Source organism: Ideonella sp. FW305-24, assembly GCF_058788035.1.
Window position 1 is genome coordinate 114676 of sequence record NZ_JBYTAI010000003.1, and the last position, 20714, is coordinate 135389.

19 protein-coding genes and 1 pseudogene are annotated in these 20714 nt (G+C 66.3%); 13 read left to right on the forward strand and 7 right to left on the reverse strand.

Translation table 11 applies throughout. The features are described 5' to 3' along the window. The first annotated feature begins 60 nt into the window (after nt 1-60). Complete coding sequence (mutS, locus tag AC3WR5_RS09300; protein ID WP_492483760.1) at nt 61-2679, forward strand: DNA mismatch repair protein MutS; 2619 nt, start codon at nt 61-63, stop codon at nt 2677-2679. A gap of 30 nt (nt 2680-2709) precedes the next feature. Here the strand turns inward: mutS and AC3WR5_RS09305 are convergent, their stop codons facing one another. After that, nucleotides 2710-3402, reverse strand: coding sequence for a hypothetical protein (locus tag AC3WR5_RS09305; protein ID WP_492483762.1), 693 nt, complete (start codon nt 3400-3402; stop codon nt 2710-2712). A gap of 85 nt (nt 3403-3487) precedes the next feature. Here AC3WR5_RS09305 and AC3WR5_RS09310 point away from each other — a divergent pair, with 85 nt between their 5' ends. The 9 genes and pseudogenes from AC3WR5_RS09310 (at nt 3488) to AC3WR5_RS09350 (ending at nt 12187) form a co-directional block, all read left to right on the forward strand. Next, complete coding sequence (locus AC3WR5_RS09310; protein WP_492483764.1) at nt 3488-4591, forward strand: TolB family protein; 1104 nt, start codon at nt 3488-3490, stop codon at nt 4589-4591. A gap of 90 nt (nt 4592-4681) precedes the next feature. Next, nucleotides 4682-5506, forward strand: a complete 825-nt coding sequence (locus AC3WR5_RS09315) for a proteasome-type protease (protein WP_141287561.1) — start codon at nt 4682-4684, stop codon at nt 5504-5506. Next, entirely contained in the window at nt 5506-6324 is an 819-nt protein-coding gene (locus AC3WR5_RS09320) for an alpha/beta fold hydrolase (protein ID WP_492483767.1), read from the forward strand. Before AC3WR5_RS09315 ends, AC3WR5_RS09320 begins: the two co-directional genes overlap by 1 nt. A gap of 124 nt (nt 6325-6448) precedes the next feature. After that, nucleotides 6449-8137: a CTP synthase gene (pyrG, locus tag AC3WR5_RS09325; protein WP_141287563.1), complete on the forward strand. Its 1689-nt coding sequence runs from the start codon at nt 6449-6451 to the stop codon at nt 8135-8137. Then, the gene (gene kdsA / locus AC3WR5_RS09330; RefSeq protein ID WP_141287564.1) at nt 8134-8991 is read left to right on the forward strand and encodes a 3-deoxy-8-phosphooctulonate synthase; all 858 of its coding nucleotides are present in this window, start codon (nt 8134-8136) and stop codon (nt 8989-8991) included. Before pyrG ends, kdsA begins: the two co-directional genes overlap by 4 nt. Before the next feature lie 93 nt (nt 8992-9084). Continuing rightward, the gene (gene eno / locus AC3WR5_RS09335) at nt 9085-10368 is read left to right on the forward strand and encodes a phosphopyruvate hydratase (RefSeq protein ID WP_141287565.1); all 1284 of its coding nucleotides are present in this window, start codon (nt 9085-9087) and stop codon (nt 10366-10368) included. 103 nt (nt 10369-10471) lie between these two features. Then, nucleotides 10472-10735 (forward strand): annotated as a pseudogene (locus tag AC3WR5_RS09340) (septum formation initiator family protein); the annotation flags it as partial. A gap of 101 nt (nt 10736-10836) precedes the next feature. Next, the gene (gene pnuC / locus AC3WR5_RS09345) at nt 10837-11484 is read left to right on the forward strand and encodes a nicotinamide riboside transporter PnuC (protein ID WP_492483770.1); all 648 of its coding nucleotides are present in this window, start codon (nt 10837-10839) and stop codon (nt 11482-11484) included. Next, nucleotides 11477-12187 carry an AAA family ATPase gene (locus AC3WR5_RS09350; RefSeq protein ID WP_492483772.1) on the forward strand — a complete coding sequence of 237 codons (711 nt, stop codon included), beginning with the start codon at nt 11477-11479 and terminating at the stop codon, nt 12185-12187. Before pnuC ends, AC3WR5_RS09350 begins: the two co-directional genes overlap by 8 nt. On the opposite strand, the gene hslO is transcribed toward AC3WR5_RS09350, so the two are convergent. From hslO to AC3WR5_RS09365, 3 genes are all read right to left on the reverse strand, one after another. After that, on the reverse strand, nt 12170-13153 hold the full coding sequence (hslO, locus tag AC3WR5_RS09355; protein WP_492483774.1) for an Hsp33 family molecular chaperone HslO: 984 nt from the start codon (nt 13151-13153) through the stop codon (nt 12170-12172). The genes AC3WR5_RS09350 and hslO overlap by 18 nt on opposite strands. Before the next feature lie 134 nt (nt 13154-13287). Next, nucleotides 13288-14067, reverse strand: a complete 780-nt coding sequence (locus tag AC3WR5_RS09360) for a ferritin-like domain-containing protein (protein WP_492483776.1) — start codon at nt 14065-14067, stop codon at nt 13288-13290. A 43-nt stretch (nt 14068-14110) separates the two neighbouring features. After that, complete coding sequence (locus AC3WR5_RS09365; protein ID WP_141288621.1) at nt 14111-14893, reverse strand: DUF481 domain-containing protein; 783 nt, start codon at nt 14891-14893, stop codon at nt 14111-14113. 287 nt (nt 14894-15180) lie between these two features. On the opposite strand from AC3WR5_RS09365, the gene AC3WR5_RS09370 reads away from it, so the two are divergent. Together AC3WR5_RS09370 and AC3WR5_RS09375 are read left to right on the forward strand one after the other, a co-directional pair. After that, nucleotides 15181-16050: a basic amino acid ABC transporter substrate-binding protein gene (locus tag AC3WR5_RS09370; RefSeq protein WP_141288622.1), complete on the forward strand. Its 870-nt coding sequence runs from the start codon at nt 15181-15183 to the stop codon at nt 16048-16050. Nucleotides 16051-16065: 15 nt separating this feature from the next. Next, the gene (locus AC3WR5_RS09375; RefSeq protein ID WP_141288623.1) at nt 16066-16818 is read left to right on the forward strand and encodes an amino acid ABC transporter permease; all 753 of its coding nucleotides are present in this window, start codon (nt 16066-16068) and stop codon (nt 16816-16818) included. 56 nt (nt 16819-16874) lie between these two features. Here the strand turns inward: AC3WR5_RS09375 and AC3WR5_RS09380 are convergent, their stop codons facing one another. Continuing rightward, nucleotides 16875-17471, reverse strand: coding sequence for a MarC family protein (locus AC3WR5_RS09380; RefSeq protein ID WP_141288624.1), 597 nt, complete (start codon nt 17469-17471; stop codon nt 16875-16877). 227 nt (nt 17472-17698) lie between these two features. Between AC3WR5_RS09380 and AC3WR5_RS09385 the strand changes: the two genes are divergently transcribed. Continuing rightward, a complete protein-coding gene (locus tag AC3WR5_RS09385; RefSeq protein ID WP_492483780.1) occupies nt 17699-18688 on the forward strand; it encodes a porin in 990 nt (329 codons plus the stop codon). A 99-nt stretch (nt 18689-18787) separates the two neighbouring features. On the opposite strand, the gene xerD is transcribed toward AC3WR5_RS09385, so the two are convergent. Next, a complete protein-coding gene (xerD, locus tag AC3WR5_RS09390; protein WP_492483782.1) occupies nt 18788-19729 on the reverse strand; it encodes a site-specific tyrosine recombinase XerD in 942 nt (313 codons plus the stop codon). Continuing rightward, nucleotides 19726-20664 (reverse strand): tripartite tricarboxylate transporter substrate binding protein BugE, encoded by a 939-nt coding sequence (locus AC3WR5_RS09395; protein WP_492484567.1) that lies wholly within the window; start codon nt 20662-20664, stop codon nt 19726-19728. Before AC3WR5_RS09395 ends, xerD begins: the two co-directional genes overlap by 4 nt. Nucleotides 20665-20714 lie beyond the last annotated feature (50 nt).

Here is a 20714-nt window from a genome sequence, read left to right on the forward strand (position 1 = left end):
CAGCCGCTTCTTCGCGGCCCGGCCGCTGCGCCTTCCGCGCGCCTGATCCCCGCCCACCCCATGATTGACGAGACCGAGACCGCAGCCAGCCCGCGGCCTGCGCCAGCTTCGCTGGAAGGCCACACGCCGATGATGGCGCAATATTTCAGGCTCAAGGCCGACCACCCGGACACGCTGCTGTTCTACCGGATGGGGGACTTCTACGAGCTGTTCTACGACGATGCGCGCAAGGCCCACAGGCTGCTGGACATCACGCTGACGACACGCGGCCAGAGCGCAGGCCAGCCGGTCATCATGGCCGGCGTGCCGGTGCATTCGGTGGAAGGCTACCTGGCGCGGCTGCTGAAGCTGGGCGAATCGGTAGCGGTGGCCGAGCAGGTGGGCGACGTGGCCACGGCCAAGGGACCGGTGGAGCGCAAGGTGGTGCGCGTGGTGACCCCGGGCACGGTGACCGACAGCGAACTGCTGAACGACCGGGCCGACACGCTGCTGCTGGCCATCACCCGCCAACGCCAGACCTGGGGCCTGGCCTGGCTGGGGCTGGCCAGCGGGCAGCTGGGTGTGACCGAGTGCGTGGAGCGCGAACTGCCGGGCTGGCTGGCACGGCTGGCACCGGCCGAGCTGCTGCTGGACCGCGAGAACGACGCACACCCCGCCCTGCAGGCCTGCCGCGCGGCACGCACCGCGCGCCCCTCCTGGCAGTTCGACAGCGCCTTGGGCCTGCGCAAGCTCTGCGAGCAGTTGAACGTGGGCAGCCTGGCTGGCTTCAACGCACAGGCGCTGGGCACGGCCCACGCGGCCGCAGCCGCGCTGCTGAGCTACGCCGAACACACCCAGGGCCGCGCACTGGCCCATGTACAGACGCTCACGGTGGAGCGCTGCAGCGAACTGCTGGAGCTGCCGCCGGCCACCCACCGCAACCTGGAGCTGACCGAGACGCTGCGCGGCGAGGCTGCACCCACGCTGCTGTCGCTGATCGACACCTGCCGCACCGGCATGGGCAGCCGCGCGCTGCGGCAGTGGATGACGCACCCGCTGCGCGACCGCGCGCTGGCCAGCGGCCGGCATGCGGCGATCGAGCAGATGCTGGCAGATGGCATTGACCGGCTGCGCGACGCACTGCGCGGCATCAGTGATGTGGAGCGCATCACCTCGCGCGTGGCGCTGCGCCAGGTGCGGCCGCGCGAGCTTTCCGGCCTGCGGCAGACGCTGGCGCAGCAGCCGGCGCTGCGCGAGCTGGCGCCACGCGGCACCGCGCTGCTGGACGCGCTGTATGCCGACCTGTCACCCGACCCTGCCGTGGGCCAGCTGCTGGCGCGCGCCGTGGCCGAAGAGCCGGCGGTCCTGCTGCGCGACGGCGGCGTGATCGCCACCGGCTTCGACGCGGAGCTCGACGAGTTGCGCGCCATTGGCCAGAACTGCGATGCCTTCCTGCTGGAACTGGAGACGCGCGAGCGCGCCCGCACCGGCATCACCAACCTGCGGGTGCAGTTCAACCGGGTGCATGGCTTCTACATCGAGGTCACCAGCTCCGGGCTGGACCGGGTGCCGCTGGACTACCAGCGCCGGCAGACTCTGAAGAATGCCGAGCGTTTCATCACGCCCGAACTGAAGACCTTCGAGGACAAGGCGCTCTCGGCGCAGGACCGCGCGCTGGCGCGCGAGAAGTGGCTGTTCGAGCAGTTGCTGGACCAGCTTCAGCACTGGCTGCAGCCGCTGGCCGCGCTGGGCCGGGCCCTCGCCAGCCTGGACGCGCTGGCGGCGCTGGCCGAACGCGCGACCACGCTGGACTGGTGCCGGCCGGAGTTCGTCTCGCATCCCTGCCTGGACATCGAGGCCGGCCGGCATCCCGTCGTGCAGGCGCGGCTGGCCGAGACCGGCGCGGGCGACTTCATCGCCAACGACTGCCGGCTGGACACGCGCACCAAGCTGCAGATCATCACCGGCCCGAACATGGGCGGCAAGAGCACCTACATGCGCCAGGTGGCGCTGATCGTGCTGCTGGCGGCCATGGGCAGCTACGTGCCGGCAAGGCGCTGCCGGCTGGGGCCGATCGACGCGATCCACACCCGCATTGGCGCCGCGGACGACCTGGCCAACGCCCAGTCCACCTTCATGATGGAAATGACTGAGGCCGCCGCCATCGTGCACGGCGCGACCGAGCATTCGCTGGTGCTGATGGACGAGATCGGCCGCGGCACGTCCACCTTCGATGGCCTGGCGCTGGCCTCGGCCATCGCCACGCAGCTGCACGACCGCAACAAGTCCTTCACGCTGTTTGCCACCCATTACTTCGAGCTGACCGAGTTCCCGCGCAAGCACGAGCGGGCGCTGAACCTGCACGTCAGCGCGGTCGAAAGCGGGGACGACATCGTCTTCCTTCACGCGATCGAGCCCGGCCCGGCCAGCCGCAGCTACGGCGTGCAGGTCGCCCGGCTGGCCGGCATGCCGCCCGCGCTGGTCCGCCAGGCGCGGCACACGCTGGAAGCGCTGGAAACCAACTCGCGCGCCGGTGACCCGCAAGTGGACCTGTTCGCCGCGCCGGCTGCCTCGCCGGTGCGCGAAGCCTCTGCCGTGGAGCAGGCAATGGCGGCGATCAACCCGGACGCGATGTCGCCCAAGGAAGCGCTGGACGCGCTGTACCGCCTGAAGCAGTTGCAGGCGCAGGGCCAGGGCTGAAACGCCCGGCCTTCACCCGGCAGGAATCGCTCAACGCGGCTCGCGCACGTGGATGAGGTGCATCAATGAGGACACCGGCTTGTTGGCCTTGTCGCTCAACGCACCGTAGCGGTCGTAGACAGCGTTGAGTTCGCGGGCCAGCGCTTCGGTTTCCGCTTCGGTGAGCCAGAGGCGGCACCAGTAATAGAGGAAGTCGTCCGGCGGCTGGGCGTGGCCCTCGCGCGGCAGGATGGTGGTGAACAACCCCGCCGAAGGCGTGTGCGCCAGGCACAGCTCCAGGCTGGGCGCCTGGCGCACCAGCGAGCGCGACATGGCCGACAAGGCCTGGCCGTGCCAGCGCTGCGAGAAGTCCGCGAAGACGGCCTCGTAGCTTTCCATCGGCGCATGTTCGAGGCTGACGCGCACACGGTCCGCCACGCATCGGTAGAAAGTGACGCGGTGGCGCGCCCGCTTCTCCACGCGCTCGGGGCGGATCAGGCCGGCTTCGCTCAGGCGCTTGATCCAGTAGCTCATCGCCGGCTTGGCAATGCCCAGCTCGGCCGCGGCGCCGGCCAGGTCCGCGCTGCGGCCCAGGAAGGGCTTCAGGTGCTGGCGCTTGTCCGGCAGCCAGAGGATCTCGATGGCGGCCGGCTCGGTGACCAACAGGTCGGCGGCCGGCGTCCAGCCGGGCACTTCGTCGGAGGGTGAAAGGCGCAACGCGGTGGGCTCACGGTTCAGTTTCAAGCATGTTATTTGAACAGTGCGCTGCCTAGCCTTGGCACCGCCGCCTCACCCGGGGTGGCGTGACTGATTCAGGGACGACAACGCCATGCACAACCGATCCGCCATTTTCTCCACAGCCCGCCGCCTGCAACGCATGGCCGCGCTGATGGCCCTTGCCTGCAGCCTCGCCGCCTGCGGCGGCGGCGGCAGCGACACCTCGGAGCCGACCAGCGGCCCGGCACCCGCGCCCAGCCCTTCGCCCTCGCCTGCCCCATCCCCCTCGCCTTCGCCAGCTCCCGCACCGGCACCCACGCCTGCCCCGGCACCGGCCCCTTCCGTCTCCGGCCGGCTGTGGCACGAGGACTACGCGCTGGACTTCCGCGACGGCACGCAGATCGCTTCGCCCGATGGCGCACTGCCCTCGCAGGTCACCGCCGAACTGGATGCCTGGCCCTGGCCGGACGGCAGCCAGTACGCCACGACCGACTGGAACAGCTACGACGAATACACCACGCTGAAGGTGGTGGACACGGCCAGCGGCAACGTCCTCTACTCGGCCACGTCCAACCGCTACCTGCGTGTTGGCGCACCTTCTCCGGTCAACAAGTCCATGCTGCTGCTGTCGATTGCCGACGACGTCATTTCCCCGGAAGACTGGATCTTCGTGGACCTGAGCACCATGACGACGGTCAAGCAATTCCCGGCAAACGACTACATCAGCTGGTTGCCGGATGGGCGCTACCTGGCCGTCAGCGTCAGCGGAGCGATGCACATCGGCCAGGTGGATGGCGGCGACACGCCTGCCGGGCAGTTGAGCTTGCCCCCCGGCCGCCAGGTGGGCGGCGTGTGGGTCAATCGGCAGGGCACGCAGATGGCGCTGCGGCTGGAGAACCCGAACACCACTGGCGGCGAGGCGGACATCTGGGTGGCCGGGATGGACGGCAGCAACCTGGGCCGGGTGACGCAGACCACGATGAGCTACTTCCCGAAATGGTCACCTGACGGCCGCACGCTGGCGTTCGACGTGGACACCGGCCACTTCTGCAACGGCGTGGGCTGCATGGGCAGCTGTGACCTTTGGTGGGTGCCGGTGGAGGCCCGCAACGTGGTCGCACTGCCCGCCAGCGGCGATGCGAACCGCTTCTACGTCAAGGACCGGGACGGTCAGCAGCAGATCCTGGGGTGCGAGCTGTTGGCCTGGACCGACTGATCCCGCGCCAGGCGCATGCTCGGCCGGGCAAAGTCCCGGCCAGCGTGGACAATCGCGGTTTCAGCGATTTCCCGGTCCGCGGGCAATTCCATGACTTACTGCGTCGGCATCCGGCTCAACGCCGGCCTCGTGTTCCTCTCGGATTCCCGCACCAACGCGGGCCTGGACGCGATCAGCACCTTCCGCAAGATGATCGTGTACGAGCAGCCCGGCGAGCGCTTCATGGTGCTGATGTCGGCCGGCAACCTGAGCATCTCGCAGTCGGTGCGGGAAATCCTGCAGGTCGAGAAGCTGGCCAACGGCGACGAAGAGCCGATCACGATCTGGAACGCCAAGAGCATGTTCGAGGCCACGCGCGTGCTGGGCAGCGCGGTGCGCCGGGTCTATGACCAGGACGGCCCTTCGCTGAAGGCCGCGGGCATCGACTTCAACTGCAGCATGATCTTCGGCGGCCAGATCGGCAACGAGGCGATGCGGCTGTTCCTGGTCTATTCGGCCGGCAACTTCATCGAGGCCACGCGCGAGACCTGCTTCTTCCAGATCGGCGAGAGCAAGTACGGCAAACCCATCCTGGACCGGGTGCTGACGCCGGGCACGCCGCTGGACGAAGCGGCCAAGTGCGCACTGGTGTCAATGGATTCGACGCTGAAGTCCAACCTCTCGGTCGGCCTGCCGCTGGACCTGATGGTCTACGAGAAGGACAGCCTGCAGAGCAACCGCATCGCGGTGATCGACGACCACAACCCGTATTTCCGCATGATCCACAACACCTGGGGCCAACGGCTGCGCGAGGTGTTCGAGGGCATTGACGATCCGCACTGGGGCGGCGGCGACGCGGTGCATCCACTGCTGACGCCCAGCCATCGCTACGAGCCGATGCGCAAGATCCAGGGGCCGGACGAGAAGATCGTCTGATGGCCGACACCATTGTTTTCGCCCATGCCAACGGGTTTGGCGCCGGCACGTACCGCGTACTGTTCGAGCGCTGGCGCGCAGCGGGTTTCGAGGTCAAGGCGCCCGAGCGACTGGGCCACGACCCGAAATATCCGGTGGCCAGCAACTGGCGCGCACTGCGCGACGAATTGCTGGCGTTTGTCGAACGCGAAACCGAAGGCAGGGTCTTCCTGGTTGGCCATTCGCTGGGCGGCTTGCTGAGCCTGATGGCGGCCAGCCGCCGGCCCGAACTTGCGCGCGGCCTGCTGATGCTGGACTCGCCGGTGATCACCGGCTGGCGTGCCCACAGCCTGCAAATGGTCAAGCTGGGCGGCCTGCTGCCCAGCATTTCGCCCGGCAAGGTCTCGGTCAAGCGGCGCCATGAGTGGCCCAGCCGCGAGGCAGTGCATGCACATTTCGCCGGCAAGCCGGTTTTTGCCCGCTGGGACCCGCGGGTGCTGGCCGACTACGTGGCCACCGGCTTTGTCGAGGCCGATGCGGCCGAGGCGGTGCGCGAAGAGGCCCGCATCGTGCTGGGCTTCAAGCGCGAGATCGAGACCCGCATCTACAACACGCTGCCGCATCACCTGGGACTGGTGCTGCACAAGCATCCGCTGCAGTGTCCCGTGGGCTTCATTGCCGGCACCCAGTCGGCCGAAATGCGCCAGGGTGGCACCGAAGGCGCGCGGGCACTGGCCAAGCAGCGTTTCGTCTGGTTCGAAGGCACGCACCTGTACCCGATGGAGCGGCCGGACGACACGGCCGACGAAGTGATGAAGCTGCTGCGCGGCATGTCCTGAACACGCGGCACCGCCCGGCCGGGTAGGCCCCGGTATAATGCCTTTTTACCACCACAGCGTTCGTGCATCCCCGTGATGCGGCCTGTCTTCGGGCCCGCGGGCGAGACCGCGTGCGCTGCAAGAAATGACCAAGTTCGTCTTCGTCACCGGCGGTGTGGTGTCTTCCCTGGGCAAGGGCATCGCATCGGCCTCTCTCGCAGCGATTCTTGAATCGCGCGGTCTCAAAGTCACCCTCATCAAACTGGATCCATACCTGAATGTGGATCCGGGCACGATGTCGCCGTTCCAGCACGGCGAGGTGTTCGTCACCGACGATGGCGCGGAGACCGACCTGGACCTCGGCCACTACGAGCGCTTCATCACCACGCGCATGAAGCGCAGCAACAACTTCACCAGCGGCCAGATCTACAAGACGGTGCTGGAGAAGGAACGTCGCGGCGATTACCTCGGCAAGACCGTGCAGGTCATCCCGCACGTCACCAACGAGATCCAGGAGTACGTCAAGCGCGGCGCGGGCTTCGGCACGCCCGAGGCGGTCGACGTGGCCATCGTGGAAATCGGCGGCACGGTGGGTGACATCGAGTCGCTGCCCTTCCTCGAAGCGGTGCGTCAGCTCAGCCTGAAGATGGGCCCGACCAACACCGCATTCGTGCACCTCACCTACGTGCCTTACATCAAGGCCGCCGGCGAGCTGAAGACCAAGCCGACCCAGCACACGGTGCAGAAGCTGCGCGAGATCGGCATCCAGCCAGATGCGCTGCTGTGCCGCGCCGACCGCGAGGTGCCGGCCGAGGAGCGCGAGAAGATCTCGCTGTTCACCAACGTGGCCTCGCACGGCGTGATCTCGATGTGGGACGTGGACACCATCTACAAGGTGCCCCGCATGCTGCACGAGCAGGGCCTGGACGAGCTGATCTGCATGAAGCTGCAGCTGCTGACCCGCCCGGCCGACCTGCGCACCTGGGACAACCTGGTGCACGAGGTGGCGCATCCGAAGGGCGAAGTCACGATCGCGATGTGCGGCAAGTACACCGAGCTGTCGGACTCGTACAAGTCGCTCAACGAAGCGCTGCGCCACGCCGGCCTGCACAACCATGTGCGCGTGAAGATCGAATACGTGGACTCGGAAGAGCTGAACGACGCCAACGCCGCCGTGCAGCTCAGCGGCTTCGATGCCGTGCTGGTGCCTGGCGGCTTCGGCAAGCGCGGCGTGGAAGGCAAGATCGCCGCCGCCCGCTTCGCCCGCGAGCACAAGCTGCCGTACCTGGGCATCTGCCTGGGCATGCAGGTGGCCACCATCGAATACGCCCGCCACATGGTCGGCCTGACCGGTGCCAACTCGACCGAGTTTGAGCCTGACACGCCGCACCCGGTGATCGCGCTGATCGACGAATGGCAGGACGCCGACGGCTCGATCCAGAAGCGCGATGCCAACTCCGACCTGGGCGGCACGATGCGCCTGGGCGCGCAGAGTTCGGACGTCAAGCCCGGCACGCTGGCCCATGACATCTACGGCCCTGTCGTCACCGAGCGCCACCGCCACCGCTACGAAGCGAACGAGCATTACCTGGACCGCCTGCAGCAGGCCGGCCTGGTGATCTCGGCCATCACCCAGCGCGAAAAGCTGACCGAGATGGTCGAACTGCCGCGCACGGTGCACCCTTGGTTCGTCGGCGTGCAGTTCCACCCGGAATTCAAGTCCACGCCGTGGGACGGCCATCCGCTGTTCAAGGACTACATCAAGGCGGCGATCAGCCACCAGCAGCAAGCTGCCGCAGCGTCCGCCGCCACTGCCGAAAAGGGCACCGCATGAAACTCGCCGGATTCGAGGTCGGCCTCGACAAGCCGTTTTTCCTGATCGCCGGGACCTGCTCGATCGAAGGGCTGGAGTTGACGCTGGAAGTGGCCGGCCAGCTGAAGGAAGCCTGCACGGCGCTCGGCATTCCGCTGATCTACAAGGGCTCGTTCGACAAGGCCAACCGCTCGTCCGGCACCACCAAGCGCGGCGTCGGCATGGAGGCGGGCCTGAAGATCCTCGACGAGGTGCGCCGCCAGACCGGCCTGCCGGTGCTGACCGACGTGCACGACGCGACGCAGGTGGCAGAGGTCGCCAGCGTCGTGGACGTGCTGCAGACCCCGGCCTTCCTGTGCCGCCAGACGGATTTCATCCGCGCGGTCGCGCAATCGGGCAAGCCGGTCAACATCAAGAAGGGCCAGTTCCTCGCGCCCTGGGACATGAAGAACGTCATCGACAAGGCCCGCGCCGCCGCGCGCGAGGTGGGCCTTTCCGAAGATCGCTTCCTGGCCTGCGAACGCGGCGTTAGCTTCGGCTACAACAACCTGGTGGCCGACATGACCAGCCTGGCCGAGATGCGCAATTCCGGCGCGCCTGTAGTGTTCGACGTGACCCACTCGGTGCAGAAACCTGGCGGTCTCGGCGGCTCCAGCGGTGGTGCGCGCGAGATGGTGCCGGTGCTGGCGCGGGCCGGCGTGGGCGTGGGCGTCGCGGGCCTGTTCATGGAGACGCACCCGAACCCTGCCGAGGCCTTCAGCGACGGCCCCAACGCCGTGCCGCTCAAGCACATGAAGACGCTGCTGGCGCAACTGGTCGCTCTGGACAAGGTGATCAAGGCCCAGCCGTTGCTGGAGAACGACTTCAGCTGCTGAAGTCTCGCCCGCGGCGCAACAAGCTGATGTACGCGGGTAACCCGTTTCTGGCACCCTGCGCGCCGCAGAAGAATTTTCATTACGGAGAGAGCAATGAGTGCAATCGTTGACATCGTCGGCCGCGAAATCCTCGACAGCCGTGGCAACCCCACGGTCGAGTGCGACGTGCTGCTGGAATCGGGCGTGATGGGCCGCGCGGCCGTGCCTTCTGGCGCTTCGACCGGCTCGCGTGAGGCCATCGAGCTGCGCGACGGCGACAAGAGCCGCTACCTGGGCAAGGGTGTGCTGAAAGCCGTCCAGAACATCAACAACGACATCAGCGAAGCCGTGCTGGGCCTGGATGCCTCCGAGCAGGCCTTTCTGGACAAGACGCTGATCGACCTCGACGGCACCGACAACAAGAGCCGCCTGGGCGCCAACGCGATGCTGGCCGTCTCGATGGCCGTGGCACGTGCCGCAGCCGAAGAGTCCGGCCTGCCGCTGTACCGCTACTTCGGCGGCATGGGCGGCGTGCAGTTGCCGGTGCCAATGATGAACGTCATCAACGGTGGCGCGCACGCCAACAACAGCCTGGACCTGCAGGAGTTCATGATCATCCCGGTCGGCGCGCCCAGCTTCCGCGAAGCGCTGCGCTACGGTGCCGAGGTCTTCCACGCGCTGAAGAAGATCATCGATGCCAAGGGCATGAGCACCACGGTCGGCGACGAAGGCGGCTTTGCGCCCAGCCTGCCCAGCCACGAAGCCGCGATCCAGCTGATCCTGGAAGCCATCGACAAGGCCGGCTTCGAGGCCGGCACGCAGATCGCCATCGGCCTGGACTGCGCCGCCAGCGAGTTCTACAAGGACGGCAAGTACCACCTCGAAGGCGAAGGCCTGACGCTGACGGCAGCCGAGTGGACCGACATGATGGCCACCTGGGTCGACAAGTACCCCATCATCTCGATCGAAGACGGCATGGCCGAAGGCGACTGGGACGGCTGGAAGCACCTGACCGAGCGCCTGGGCAAGAAGGTCCAGATCGTGGGCGACGACCTGTTCGTCACCAACACCAAGATCCTGAAGGAAGGCATCGAGAAGGGCATTGCCAACTCGATCCTGATCAAGATCAACCAGATCGGCACGCTGACCGAGACCTTCGCCGCCATCGAGATGGCCAAGCGCGCGGGCTACACCGCAGTGATCAGCCACCGCTCGGGCGAGACCGAAGACAACACGATCTCCGACATCGCCGTGGGCCTGAACGCCGGCCAGATCAAGACCGGCTCGCTGAGCCGCAGCGATCGCATGTCCAAGTACAACCAGCTGCTGCGCATCGAGGAAGACCTGGGCGACGTGGCCGTGTACCCGGGCCGCGCCGCGTTCTACAACCTGCGCTGACCGCAGGCCGGGCCTTTGCGCCCGGCGCCGCTCACCATCGCCGGGCCCTCGCCCGGCGTTTTCGTTTTGGGGTGCCAACAGGGGCTTGCGGCACAATCGCGACATGCGCGTGCTGCCCTTTGTCCTCGCCGCCTTGCTGGCGCTGGTGCAGGCCGAACTCTGGTTCGGCCGCGGTGGCGTGCCACATGTGATGAGCCTGCGCAGCGAACTGGCCACGCAGCTGGCCGCCAACGACAAGGCGCGCGCCCAGAACGAGCGCCTCTCCGCCGAGGTCGCCGACCTGAAGAACGGGCTGGAAATGGTCGAGGAAAAGGCCAGGCTGGAACTGGGCATGGTCAAGCCGGATGAGTTGCTGGTGGTGATTTCCAGCAGCGCCGGCAGCACCGGAAATGCGGCGCCCAAGCCACTCGCGCCGCTCGCGCCGGCCACGGCCGCCCCCTCGCAACCCTGACGCCGATGCCGAACTGGATGTCCGCTGCCTTGCAGGCAGCCGTTGCCCTGTGGGCCACCCTGCTCGCGCCCGCCTTCACGCTGTGGGGCAGTCCTTTCACCTGGCTCGAACTGCTCGCCTGCGTGCTGGCCATCTGGATGGTGGCCTGCAACATGCGCGTGAACCCGCTGGGCTGGCCGCTGGCCATCGCCAGCTCATTGCTCTACGCAGGGCTGTTTGCCGAGTACAAGCTGTATGGTGAAGCCAGCCTGCAGGTCTTCTTTGTGCTGGTCGCTGGCTGGGGGTGGTGGCAATGGCTGCGCGGGCGTGGCGAGGACGGCGGTGCGCTGCGCGTGCATCGCCTGACCGGCCGGCAACGCGCACTGGCCTTGCTGGCCACACTGCTGGGCTGGCCATTGCTCGGCTTGTTGCTGCACCGCTTCACTGACAGCGACGTGCCATTCTGGGACGCGCTGCCCACCATCGCCAGCATCACCGGCCAGTCGCTGCTGGGCCGCAAGCTGATCGAGAACTGGCCGGTGTGGATTGCGGTGAACCTGGTCAGCATGGGCTTGTTCGCAGTCAAGTCGCTCTGGCTGACGGTGCTGCTGTACGCGGTGTTCACCGTGATGGCGGCCGCGGGCTGGCAAGCCTGGCGCAGGCTGGAGGGCCGGGTCAGTGCCTGAGCAGCAGCAAACGGGGCGGGTCATTGCGCTGGTCGGCGCCGAGAGCACCGGCAAGAGCACGCTGGCCGCCGCGCTTGCACCCCGCGTGGCCGAGCTGACCGGCTGGCCCTGCACCTGGGTGCCGGAATACCTGCGCGAGTGGTGCGACGCGCAGGGCCGCACGCCACGTGAGCAGGAGCAGGAGGCCATCGCCCTCGAACAAGCCCGTCGCATCGAACAGGCCGCCGCCACGCACGCGGTGGTACTGGCCGACACCACGCCGCTGATGACCGCCGTCTACCACCGCCAGGTCTTCGGCAGCGACACGCTGGATGCGATGGCACTGGCCTGGCAACGCCGCTGCGCGCTGACGCTGCTGACCGCGTTGGACCTGCCCTGGGAGCCGGACGGCCTGCAGCGCGACGGCCCGCAGGTACGCGCGCCAGTGGACAACCGGCTGCGCGAGCTGCTGGTGGGCGCCGGGCTGGCGTTTGCCGTGGTCAGCGGCAGCGGCCCGCGCCGGGTGGAGGCAGCCCTGGATGCGATGGTGCCGGTGCTGCGCCTGCGCCGCGCGCCGCGGGCCGGGCTGCTGACGCGGCTGCAGGACCGCGACGCCGCGCAACCCGCCTGGCTGTGGGCCTGCGACAGCTGCGATCAACCGGACTGCGAGCACGCCGCTTTCCAGCAGCGCATCCGCACGGCCGGCTCACTGCAGCGAAGCTGACGCTGGCGGCTGGTCGCGGCCGGGCGTGAACATCTCGCCCACGTCGACTGCGTCGAAATGGTATTGCTGGCCGCAGAAGTCGCAGGCGATCTCGATGTCGCCGCGCTCTTCCAGGATGCTTTCGGATTCTTCGCGGCCCAGGCCGGTGAGCATGTTGCGCACCCGTTCGCGCGAGCAACTGCAGCCGAAGCTGGGCGTGAGCGGCTCGAAGCGGCGCACTGACTCTTCCCAGAACAGCCGGCGCAGGATCGTGTCCGCTTCCAGCGTCAGCAGTTCCTCGCGCGTCAGCGTCGCGGCCAGGTGGGCAATGCGGTTGAAGGCTTCCGACTGGCCGATCTGGTCCTCGTCGCCCGAGCCCCAGGGCGTGGCGCCCGGCCGCTCGCCGGCCAGGTTGCCCTCGCCCTTGGTCGGCAGCCGCTGGATCAGCAGGCCGGCAGCGACTTCGCCGTTGGCGGCCAGGATCAGGCGGGTGTCCAGCTGCTCGGACTGCAGCATGTAGTGCTCCAGCACCTCCGAGAGGTTTTGCAGCGGCCGGCGCTGGTCGTCGTGCAGCGGCACGATGCCCTGGTAGGGCTGCTGACCGGGCAACCGATCGGCGGGGTCCAGCGTGATCGCGCAGCGGCCCTGGCCGTGCAGGTTCAGCATGGCCTCGACACGAGCGCCGTCCGGCACCTCGCCGACGACCTTGGCCGTGGTGCGAAAGCTCAGGTCGGCCTTGGCCTCGGCCACTGCGAGCTTGACCGGACCGTCGCCCATGACCTGCAGGATCAGCGAGCCATTGAACTTGATGTTGGCCTGCATCAGCGTGGCGGCAGCCGCCATTTCGCCCAGCAGTTCACGCACCGGCGGCGCGTAGTCGCCCGCAGCCTCACGGCGGCGCAGCACCTCTTGCCAGCTGTCGGTCAGTCGCACCAGCATGCCGCGCACGGGCAGGCCTTCAAACAGGAATTTATGGAGTTCGCTCATGGGATGGGTCCGCAGCCACGCAAACGGTGACCGCGTGTGCGGTCTGCCACGCTGCGCCTGGAAGACTGCCGATTTTACGAAGCTTGGTACCAGCAGGCGCAGCCAAGGTCTTGCACCGGTTGGGTTGCTGGCCGTCAGCTGCGGTAGCTCTCCAGCTCTTCTTCGGTGAAACCGGCTGCGCGCCGGGCGTCGAGGTTGAACGGGCCTTTCATGCGCGGCGCGCCATATTGCGCCGCGAGCTGCGAATAGGTGGCCACGGGTGCCAGGCCGCGCTGATCGCACAGCCAACGGTACCAGTGGTTGCCGGTGGCGACATGGCCGATCTCGTCGCGCAGGATGATGTCGATGATGGCGCCAGCCTTCAGGTCGCCTGCGCCGATCAGCTTGGCCTTGACCGCCGGCGAAGCGTCCAGCCCCCGCGCCTCCAGCGTGCGAGGCACCAGCGCGACGCGGGCCAGCAGGTCGCCCTTGGTCTTCTCGGCCATTTCCCACAAGGCGTTGTGCGCCGGGAAGTCGCCGTAGCGGAAACCCAGCGCCAGCAGATGGTCGCGCAGCAGCTGGAAATGCAGCGCCTCCTCGCGCGCCACCAGCAGCCACTGCCGGTAGAAGTCCGCCGGCATGCCGGCAAAGCGCCAGACGATGTCCAGCGCCAGGTTGATCGCATTGAACTCGATGTGGGCCAAGGCATGCAGCAGGCCCGCCCTGCCCTCCAGCGTGCCGACAGAACGATGCTTCAGTGCGGTGTGTGGCATCAGCTCGGGCTTGGGCGGGCGGCCGGGAATGCCGGCCGGTTCGACGAACACCTCGTCGGTGTCCAGCGCAGCCCACGGATCAAGCGCACGCGTGCCTTCGGCCTTGGCGTCATGCGACGGGGTGAGCAGCAGCGCCAAGGCCTGCCGACGAAGGTTCTCCATGCGGCATGCTAACCAGCTTGGCGCCTCGACACCGGCCAGCGCCTCAGTCCAGCTTGACGGAAATGCCGGTGACGAACAGCGTGTCGCCCTTTTTCAGGCCGACGCCGGGATCGCTGTCATAGCGGTAGTTCAGCCCGGCGGTGAGGCTGAGCCTGGCGGTCATCGCAACGGCCAGGCCGGCGTCCAGCGTCGCGCGCGAGCCGCCGCCGGAATCCAGCGCAGGGTAGTACGAAAGCTTCTGGCGGAAGCTCGTGGTTTCAGTGAACTTATGGCTGGACTCTTCGCCCAGCACCAGCTCGGCGCGACCGTAACGGACGCGCAGTTCGTCGTTGACGACAACAGGATCGAAATAGCGGTCTTGCGAATAGCCGATGCCCAGCGTCGCATCCCAGGTCAGGTCGTCGCGCTTGATCAAATGTCGGCCGACACCGCCGTGCACCGAGCCGCGCGCCTGGATGTTGGCAAATTCATCGCGCAGGAAATCGGCGCTGCCAAAGCCAAACCAGGCCGGCGTGAAATCCTGGTTATAGGCACCACCCAGGGACACGTTCTCCGCCGTGGTCTGGCCTTCCGAGCGCGACCACAAGGCCTTGCCGCCCAAGGTCAGCTTGCTTTCGTCGGTGGCCTGCACGGCCTCGCCATTCAGATTGACGCTGGCCGCACTGGTATTGCCAGACGAATAACTGGCGCCCGCGCCCAGGGCGTAGCGCATCTTGCCATCGGGCTTCACGGTGGCCTGGGCCAGCGCGACGCCTGGCAGGCCGAGCAGGCAGAGGGCGAGAACGGTCGTCGAACGTCGGTGTCGGGTAGCGTGGCATCGGGACATCGGTTCTCCTTGAAGCTGAAAGAAGTCAATTGCCGGGCGAAGACGACTGCCTGCAGGGAAGGCGGCGTGCGCCGAGCGCGTGTTGCCGGCACTGTGGCAATCCGCGTACCAAAGGCCGCCGGCTGGCTGTGCATACCGCCCGGCCGCGGCAATGTGTGCCCAGGTAACAAGGCACCGCCTCGGTGCGTGATTACCCCGTGCCGTCGTGGCGTAAATATTGCGTAACCCGGCCGTACACTGAAGGAACTAGTTTTTCCTTAGTTTTGCCCACTGTTTTGAGGACATCCATGGCTCAACAAGATACCCGTCGTTTCCTGAAGGCCGCCACCGCATTGGTGGCTGGCTTGGTGCTGGCTGCCTGCGGCAAGCAAGAGCCGCCGCCCGCGCCGGCCGAAACGGCGTCCGCCCCGGCTTCTGCGCCCGCCCCGGCGCCAGCCAAGGTCTACACGGTCGGCACCGACGCCGCTTATGCGCCGTTCGAGTTCCAGAACGAGAAGGGCGAGATCGTCGGCCTGTCGGTCGACCTGCTGAACGCAGTGGCAGAAAAAGGCGGCTTCCAGGTCAAGTTCGTCAACACCCCCTGGGAAGGCATCTTCAACGCGCTGGGCCAGGGTGACCGCGACTTGCTGATCTCGTCGATCACGATCACCGACGAGCGCAAGCAGACCATGGATTTCTCGGACCCGTATTTCGACGCGTTCCAGCTGATCGCGGTGAAGGAGTCGTCGAAGATCTCGAAGTTCGACGACCTGAAGAAGCTCAAGGTCGGCGTGCAGACCGGCACCACCGGTGACGAAGTGGTCACCAAGCTGCAAGGCAAGACCGCGACGACCATCAAGCGTTTCGAGTCGACGCCGCTGGCGCTGAAGGAACTGGAAGCCGGCGGCGTGGACGCCGTGGTGGCCGACAACGGTGTGGTGATCCACTACGTGGCCAACAACCCTGGCGCCAAGTTCAAGACCGTCTCCGACAAGGCTTTCGCGCCGGAGCAATACGGCATTGCGGTGAAGAAGGGCAACACCGAACTGCTTGGCATGATCAACAAGGGCCTGGCCGCCGTGAAGGCTGACGGCACCTACGCAGCGATCTACAAGAAGACCTTCGGCACCGAGCCGCCCGCCGCTGCCGCACCGGCTGCATCCGCCGCCTCGAACTGACGCGGAGCGCACGGCGTGGACTTGCGTTGGGAAATCCTGTCGGGCTACTGGCCGCTCTTCATGAGCGGTCTGTTGACCACCATCGAGCTGACCTTGGTGGCCATTGTGGTTGGCCTCCTGCTCGGCGTGGTGCTGGGCCTGATCAGCAGTTCACGCAGTGCGCCTCCACCGCAGTCCCCGCCCGCGCGGTGGCTGCTGGTGATCGTGCGTGGCATCACGACCGCCTACGTCACCTTCTTCCGCGGCACGCCGCTGTTCGTGCAGATCCTGCTGGTGCACTTCGCGGTGATGCCGGCCTTGATCCATCCGGACAACGGCTTGCTGCTGTCGGGCGACATGGCGAGGACCTTCCGCCAGGAGCACGGCGCGTTCTTCTCGGGCTGCGTCGCGCTCTCGCTCAATGCGGGCGCCTACATCTCCGAGATCTTCCGGGCCGGCATCCAGAGCATTCACCTGGGACAGACCCAGGCCGCCTGGAGCGTGGGGCTGTCGCACTCGCAGGCCATGCGCTTCGTGATTCTGCCGCAAGCCTTCCGTCGCATGGTGCCGGCGCTGGTGAATGAGGGCGTGACCCTGATCAAGGATTCCTCCCTGGTTTCGGCCATTGGCCTGGCCGAACTGGCACTGGCAGCCCGCACGGTGGCGGGCGCATATTCGCGCTACTGGGAGCCATACCTCGCAATCTCGGCGATGTACCTGATCCTGACCCTGCTGCTCTCAACACTGGCCAAGCGGCTGGAAGCGCCCGCACACTTGCGCGGACGATGATTGCAAGTATTCTGAAAATATAAAGGCGGCGTTAAGCCGCTTTTTCTTTTGCCCTGTCAAAGCCCGAAGAAATAGCGCTTCAACCCCGCCAGAATCATTTCCACCGCCACCGCCGTCAACACCAGGCCCATCAGCTTTTCAACCGCCGAAACCACCGGCGTGCCGAGGATTTTGCGAATGCGGTCGGCTGCCAGCATCACCGCGCCGCTGACCAGCATCGCCAGCGTCAGCGCCCCCACCCAGTGCCACATTCGCTCGGGCTGCCGCGAGGCCAGCAGCAGCACGGTGGCCATCGCTGACGGGCCTGCCAGCAGCGGCACCGCCAGCGGAAAGATCATCGGCTCACGCTGGCCCTCCGTGGCATAGATTTCCCCCCCTGAAGCGAAGATCATCCGGATGGCAATGATCAGCAGGATCACCCCGCCTGCGACCTCCAGCGAACGCTCCGACAGGTGCATCAGGCGCAGGAAGCCTTCGCCCGTGAACATGAAGACCAACAATACCGAAAAGGCGATTGAGACTTCGCGAATCGCCACGACAGCGCGGCGCTCGGGGGACACGCTGCGCAACACCGAAATGAAGATCGGCAGGCTGCCAAAAGGGTCCAGCACCAGCAGGAGGAGGACAAAGGCCGAGATGAAAGTGTGGTCCATGGGTAGATTGTGGCGGCGTGCGTGATGTCGGCGCAGTCCTACGCCAGTTGCATCGCAACAACAGATTGAGCCCTGTTTGAGGGCGGCGCCAGGGTAAACCTTCAGGACGCACTTGTTCCAGCGATAAACTGCTTTTCACAGTGTTGTCATTCAGCACTTCAGAGTTTCGCTGCTCTGCTCGCGCAGACGTGAGGCTCCTTTGTTTACATTGACCAAGGGTCCTTCTCATGAAGAAATCTCTCGTTCTGACCGCGATCGCGGCCACCCTGGCGGCCCCCGCTGCGTTCGCACAAAGCTCGGTGACCATTTACGGTCGCCTGAACGTGGCTGCTGAAAGCCAGAAGATTGGCGATGGCGACCGCAACAATGTGATCCAGGATTACAACTCCCGCATCGGCTTCAAGGGCGAAGAAGATCTGGGCGGCGGCATGAAGGGCCTGTTCCTGATCGAGAGCGGCTTCGACGCCTCGACGGGCAAGAGCGGCTCCGCATTCTGGGGCCGTGAGTCCTGGGTTGGCCTGGCCACCCGTTTCGGCACGGTCAAGCTGGGCAACATGTCCGCAAGCGAGGCTTACTACGCCACTGCTGACTGGATCGGCATGCACAACCATGACACGGGCCCGACCGAGGACGCTTTCTACAGCGTCGTTGGCGCCGGCAGCGGCACCATCGCTTACGGCAACCTGAAGAATGCTGTTGCGTACTACACCCCGGTGGTCGCGGGCTTCGTGGGCCACGCCCAGGTCGCCGAAGCGCCTGCGGGCAGCGAAGACAAGATCTACTCCGGCGCCGTCAACTACGACCGCGGTCCTCTGCACCTGGGTCTGGGCTACGAGCAGCATGGCGACGACAAGCAGACCGTGGGCCGTGCGGTCTACGAACTGGGCGCGTTCACCTTCGGCGGCTACTACGGCCAGGTCAGCGGTGACTCCAAGCACAACATCTGGCGTGTCTCGGGCATGTACACCCTGGGCAACAACGAACTGCACCTGAACTACGGTCAGGCCGGCAAGATCGACGGCGTGCCTGACAGCGGCGCCAACCAATGGACGGCTCAGTGGAACTACAACCTGAGCAAGCGCACCAAGGTGTACGCGTTCTACAGCAAGCTCAACAACGACGACAACGCTGCTTACCAAGCGTTCGCTGATGCTGGTTCACAAGGCCCGGGCCAGAACTTCAGCAGCTACGGTGCTGGCATTCGTCACAACTTCTGATGCCTCAGGCCTTCGGGCCTGGTTTCAGCAAAAGCCGACCTCAGGGTCGGCTTTTTTCATGGGTGATCGTAACGGCGCGACACCGCAACATCGCCGCCGTCACCCTCGCGGATGGTGCTGCGCATGCAAAGACTTCAAGCGCTCTCGCGCCACATGGGTGTAGATGGTCGTGGTCGAGATGTCGGCGTGGCCGAGCAGCATCTGCACCACCCGCAGGTCTGCGCCGTGGTTCAGCAAATGGGTCGCGAAGGCGTGGCGCAAGGTGTGCGGTGACAACGACACACGGATGTCGGCCTGCGCCGCATGCCGCTTCACCAGCGTCCAGAACATCTGGCGTGTCATCGGCCCGCCGCGCGCCGTGACGAACAAGGCGTCGCTTGCCTGGCCTTGCAGAATCTGCGGGCGGCCATCTGCCAGAAAAAGCCGCAGCCAGCGCTCGGCCTCTTCGCCGAAGGGAACCAGACGCTCCTTCTGTCCCTTGCCGCTGACACGCAGCACACCATCGTTCAGGCTGAGGTTGATGGACGGCAGACCGACCAGTTCGCTGACCCGCAGACCGCTGGCGTACATCAGCTCCAGCATGCAGCGGTCGCGCAAGCCCAGTGGCGTCATCACGTCCGGCGCTCGCAGCAGCGCTTCGACCTGTGCCTCGCTCAAGGTCTTGGGCAGGCGCATCGGCTGGCGGGCGGCCAGCAACTGCAGGGTCGGATCCACCTTGACGTGGTGCTCACGCAAGGCCCAGCGATAGAAGCGCCGAAAAACCGCCAAGCGGCGGTTGGCGCTGCTGCTGCGGCTGCCGGCATGCCGGGCCGTTGCGTAGGCCTGCAGATGGACCTGGGTGACCTGGGTGAGGTCCACGCCGCCCTGTTCGGCCAGCCAACTGGCCAGCCCCTGCAAGTCCCGGCGGTAGGCGGCCAAAGTGTTGGCGCTCAGCCCATCCTCCAGCCACAAAGCGTCGTTGAACAGATCGATCAGGCCTGCATCCACCGCGCAAGGCGGCAGATGCAGCACAGGCCCGGCAGGCCTCTCCGGCAGCGTCACTCCAGCGTCAGCTTCTGCTTGGCCACGACCTGCTTGTAGACGTCGAACTCGGCCTTGATCTGCGCGGCGAACTGCTCAGGGGTGTTGAGCACCAGCAGCGAGCCCGTTTCCTCGATGCGCTTCTTGACCTCAGGCAGTTCGGCCGTTTTCTTGACTGCAGCAGCCACCTTGTCGACCACGTCCTTGGGCAGGCCCTTGGGACCGTAGATGCCGTAGTAGGCCATGCGGTTCACCGGCTCCAGGCCCACTTCCTTGAACGTCGGCACGTCGGGCAAAACAGCCAGGCGCTGCGGTGCAGCGACAACGATGGCGATCAGGCGACCTTCCTTGATGAAGGGCAGCGCGGACGGCAGGTTGTCGAAGATCATCGGCACTTGACCCGCCACCGTGTCGTTCAACGCAGGGCCTGCGCCGCGGTACGGAATGTGGGTCACAAAAACGCCAGTCAGGCTCTTGTACAACTCCATCTGCAGGTGGCCGATGCCGCCGGTGCCGGAACTGGAGAAGCTGTACTTGCCGGGATTTTTCTTCAGGACTTCGAGGAAGGTCTTGTAGTCCCGTGCCGGGAAGGACGGATGCACCGCGATCACATTCGGCGTCGCCGCGATGTTGATGATGGGCGTGAAGTCGGTCAGCGGGTTGTAGGCGATCTTCGGGTTGATGGCCGGATTGGCCGCTGTGGTCGACACCGTCGCCACACCCAGCGAATAGCCATCCGGCGCCGCACGCGCCGTGTCCAGCGCGCCCACCACGCCGCCGCCGCCGGCCTTGTTCTCGACGATCATGGTCTGGCCCAGTGCCAGGTTCATCTTCTCGGACACCACGCGGGCGATGATGTCGGTGGTGCCACCAGGCGCAAAAGGCACGACCAGCTTGACTGGCTTGGTCGGGTAGTTGCTCTGCGCAAAGGCGGAAGTGGCGCAAGCAGCGGCCATCAAGGCTGCGGACAGGGTCCAGCGCAGGCGGTTCGAGTGTCGCAATGCAG

Excerpts from the sequence above, each read along its gene's own strand:
- AC3WR5_RS09320 (WP_492483767.1), top strand. The coding sequence starts at position 5,506 with ATGGCCGACACCATTGTTTTCGCCCATGCCAACGGGTTTGGCGCCGGC.
- AC3WR5_RS09380 (WP_141288624.1), bottom strand. The coding sequence starts at position 17,471 with ATGGACCACACTTTCATCTCGGCCTTTGTCCTCCTCCTGCTGGTGCTG.
- kdsA (WP_141287564.1), top strand. The coding sequence starts at position 8,134 with ATGAAACTCGCCGGATTCGAGGTCGGCCTCGACAAGCCGTTTTTCCTG.
- AC3WR5_RS09385 (WP_492483780.1), top strand. The coding sequence starts at position 17,699 with ATGAAGAAATCTCTCGTTCTGACCGCGATCGCGGCCACCCTGGCGGCC.
- pnuC (WP_492483770.1), top strand. The coding sequence starts at position 10,837 with ATGTCCGCTGCCTTGCAGGCAGCCGTTGCCCTGTGGGCCACCCTGCTC.
- AC3WR5_RS09315 (WP_141287561.1), top strand. The coding sequence starts at position 4,682 with ATGACTTACTGCGTCGGCATCCGGCTCAACGCCGGCCTCGTGTTCCTC.
- AC3WR5_RS09370 (WP_141288622.1), top strand. The coding sequence starts at position 15,181 with ATGGCTCAACAAGATACCCGTCGTTTCCTGAAGGCCGCCACCGCATTG.
- eno (WP_141287565.1), top strand. The coding sequence starts at position 9,085 with ATGAGTGCAATCGTTGACATCGTCGGCCGCGAAATCCTCGACAGCCGT.
- pyrG (WP_141287563.1), top strand. The coding sequence starts at position 6,449 with ATGACCAAGTTCGTCTTCGTCACCGGCGGTGTGGTGTCTTCCCTGGGC.
- AC3WR5_RS09365 (WP_141288621.1), bottom strand. The coding sequence starts at position 14,893 with ATGTCCCGATGCCACGCTACCCGACACCGACGTTCGACGACCGTTCTC.
- AC3WR5_RS09310 (WP_492483764.1), top strand. The coding sequence starts at position 3,488 with ATGCACAACCGATCCGCCATTTTCTCCACAGCCCGCCGCCTGCAACGC.
- AC3WR5_RS09395 (WP_492484567.1), bottom strand. The coding sequence starts at position 20,664 with ATGGCCGCTGCTTGCGCCACTTCCGCCTTTGCGCAGAGCAACTACCCG.
- hslO (WP_492483774.1), bottom strand. The coding sequence starts at position 13,153 with ATGAGCGAACTCCATAAATTCCTGTTTGAAGGCCTGCCCGTGCGCGGC.
- AC3WR5_RS09360 (WP_492483776.1), bottom strand. The coding sequence starts at position 14,067 with ATGGAGAACCTTCGTCGGCAGGCCTTGGCGCTGCTGCTCACCCCGTCG.
- mutS (WP_492483760.1), top strand. The coding sequence starts at position 61 with ATGATTGACGAGACCGAGACCGCAGCCAGCCCGCGGCCTGCGCCAGCT.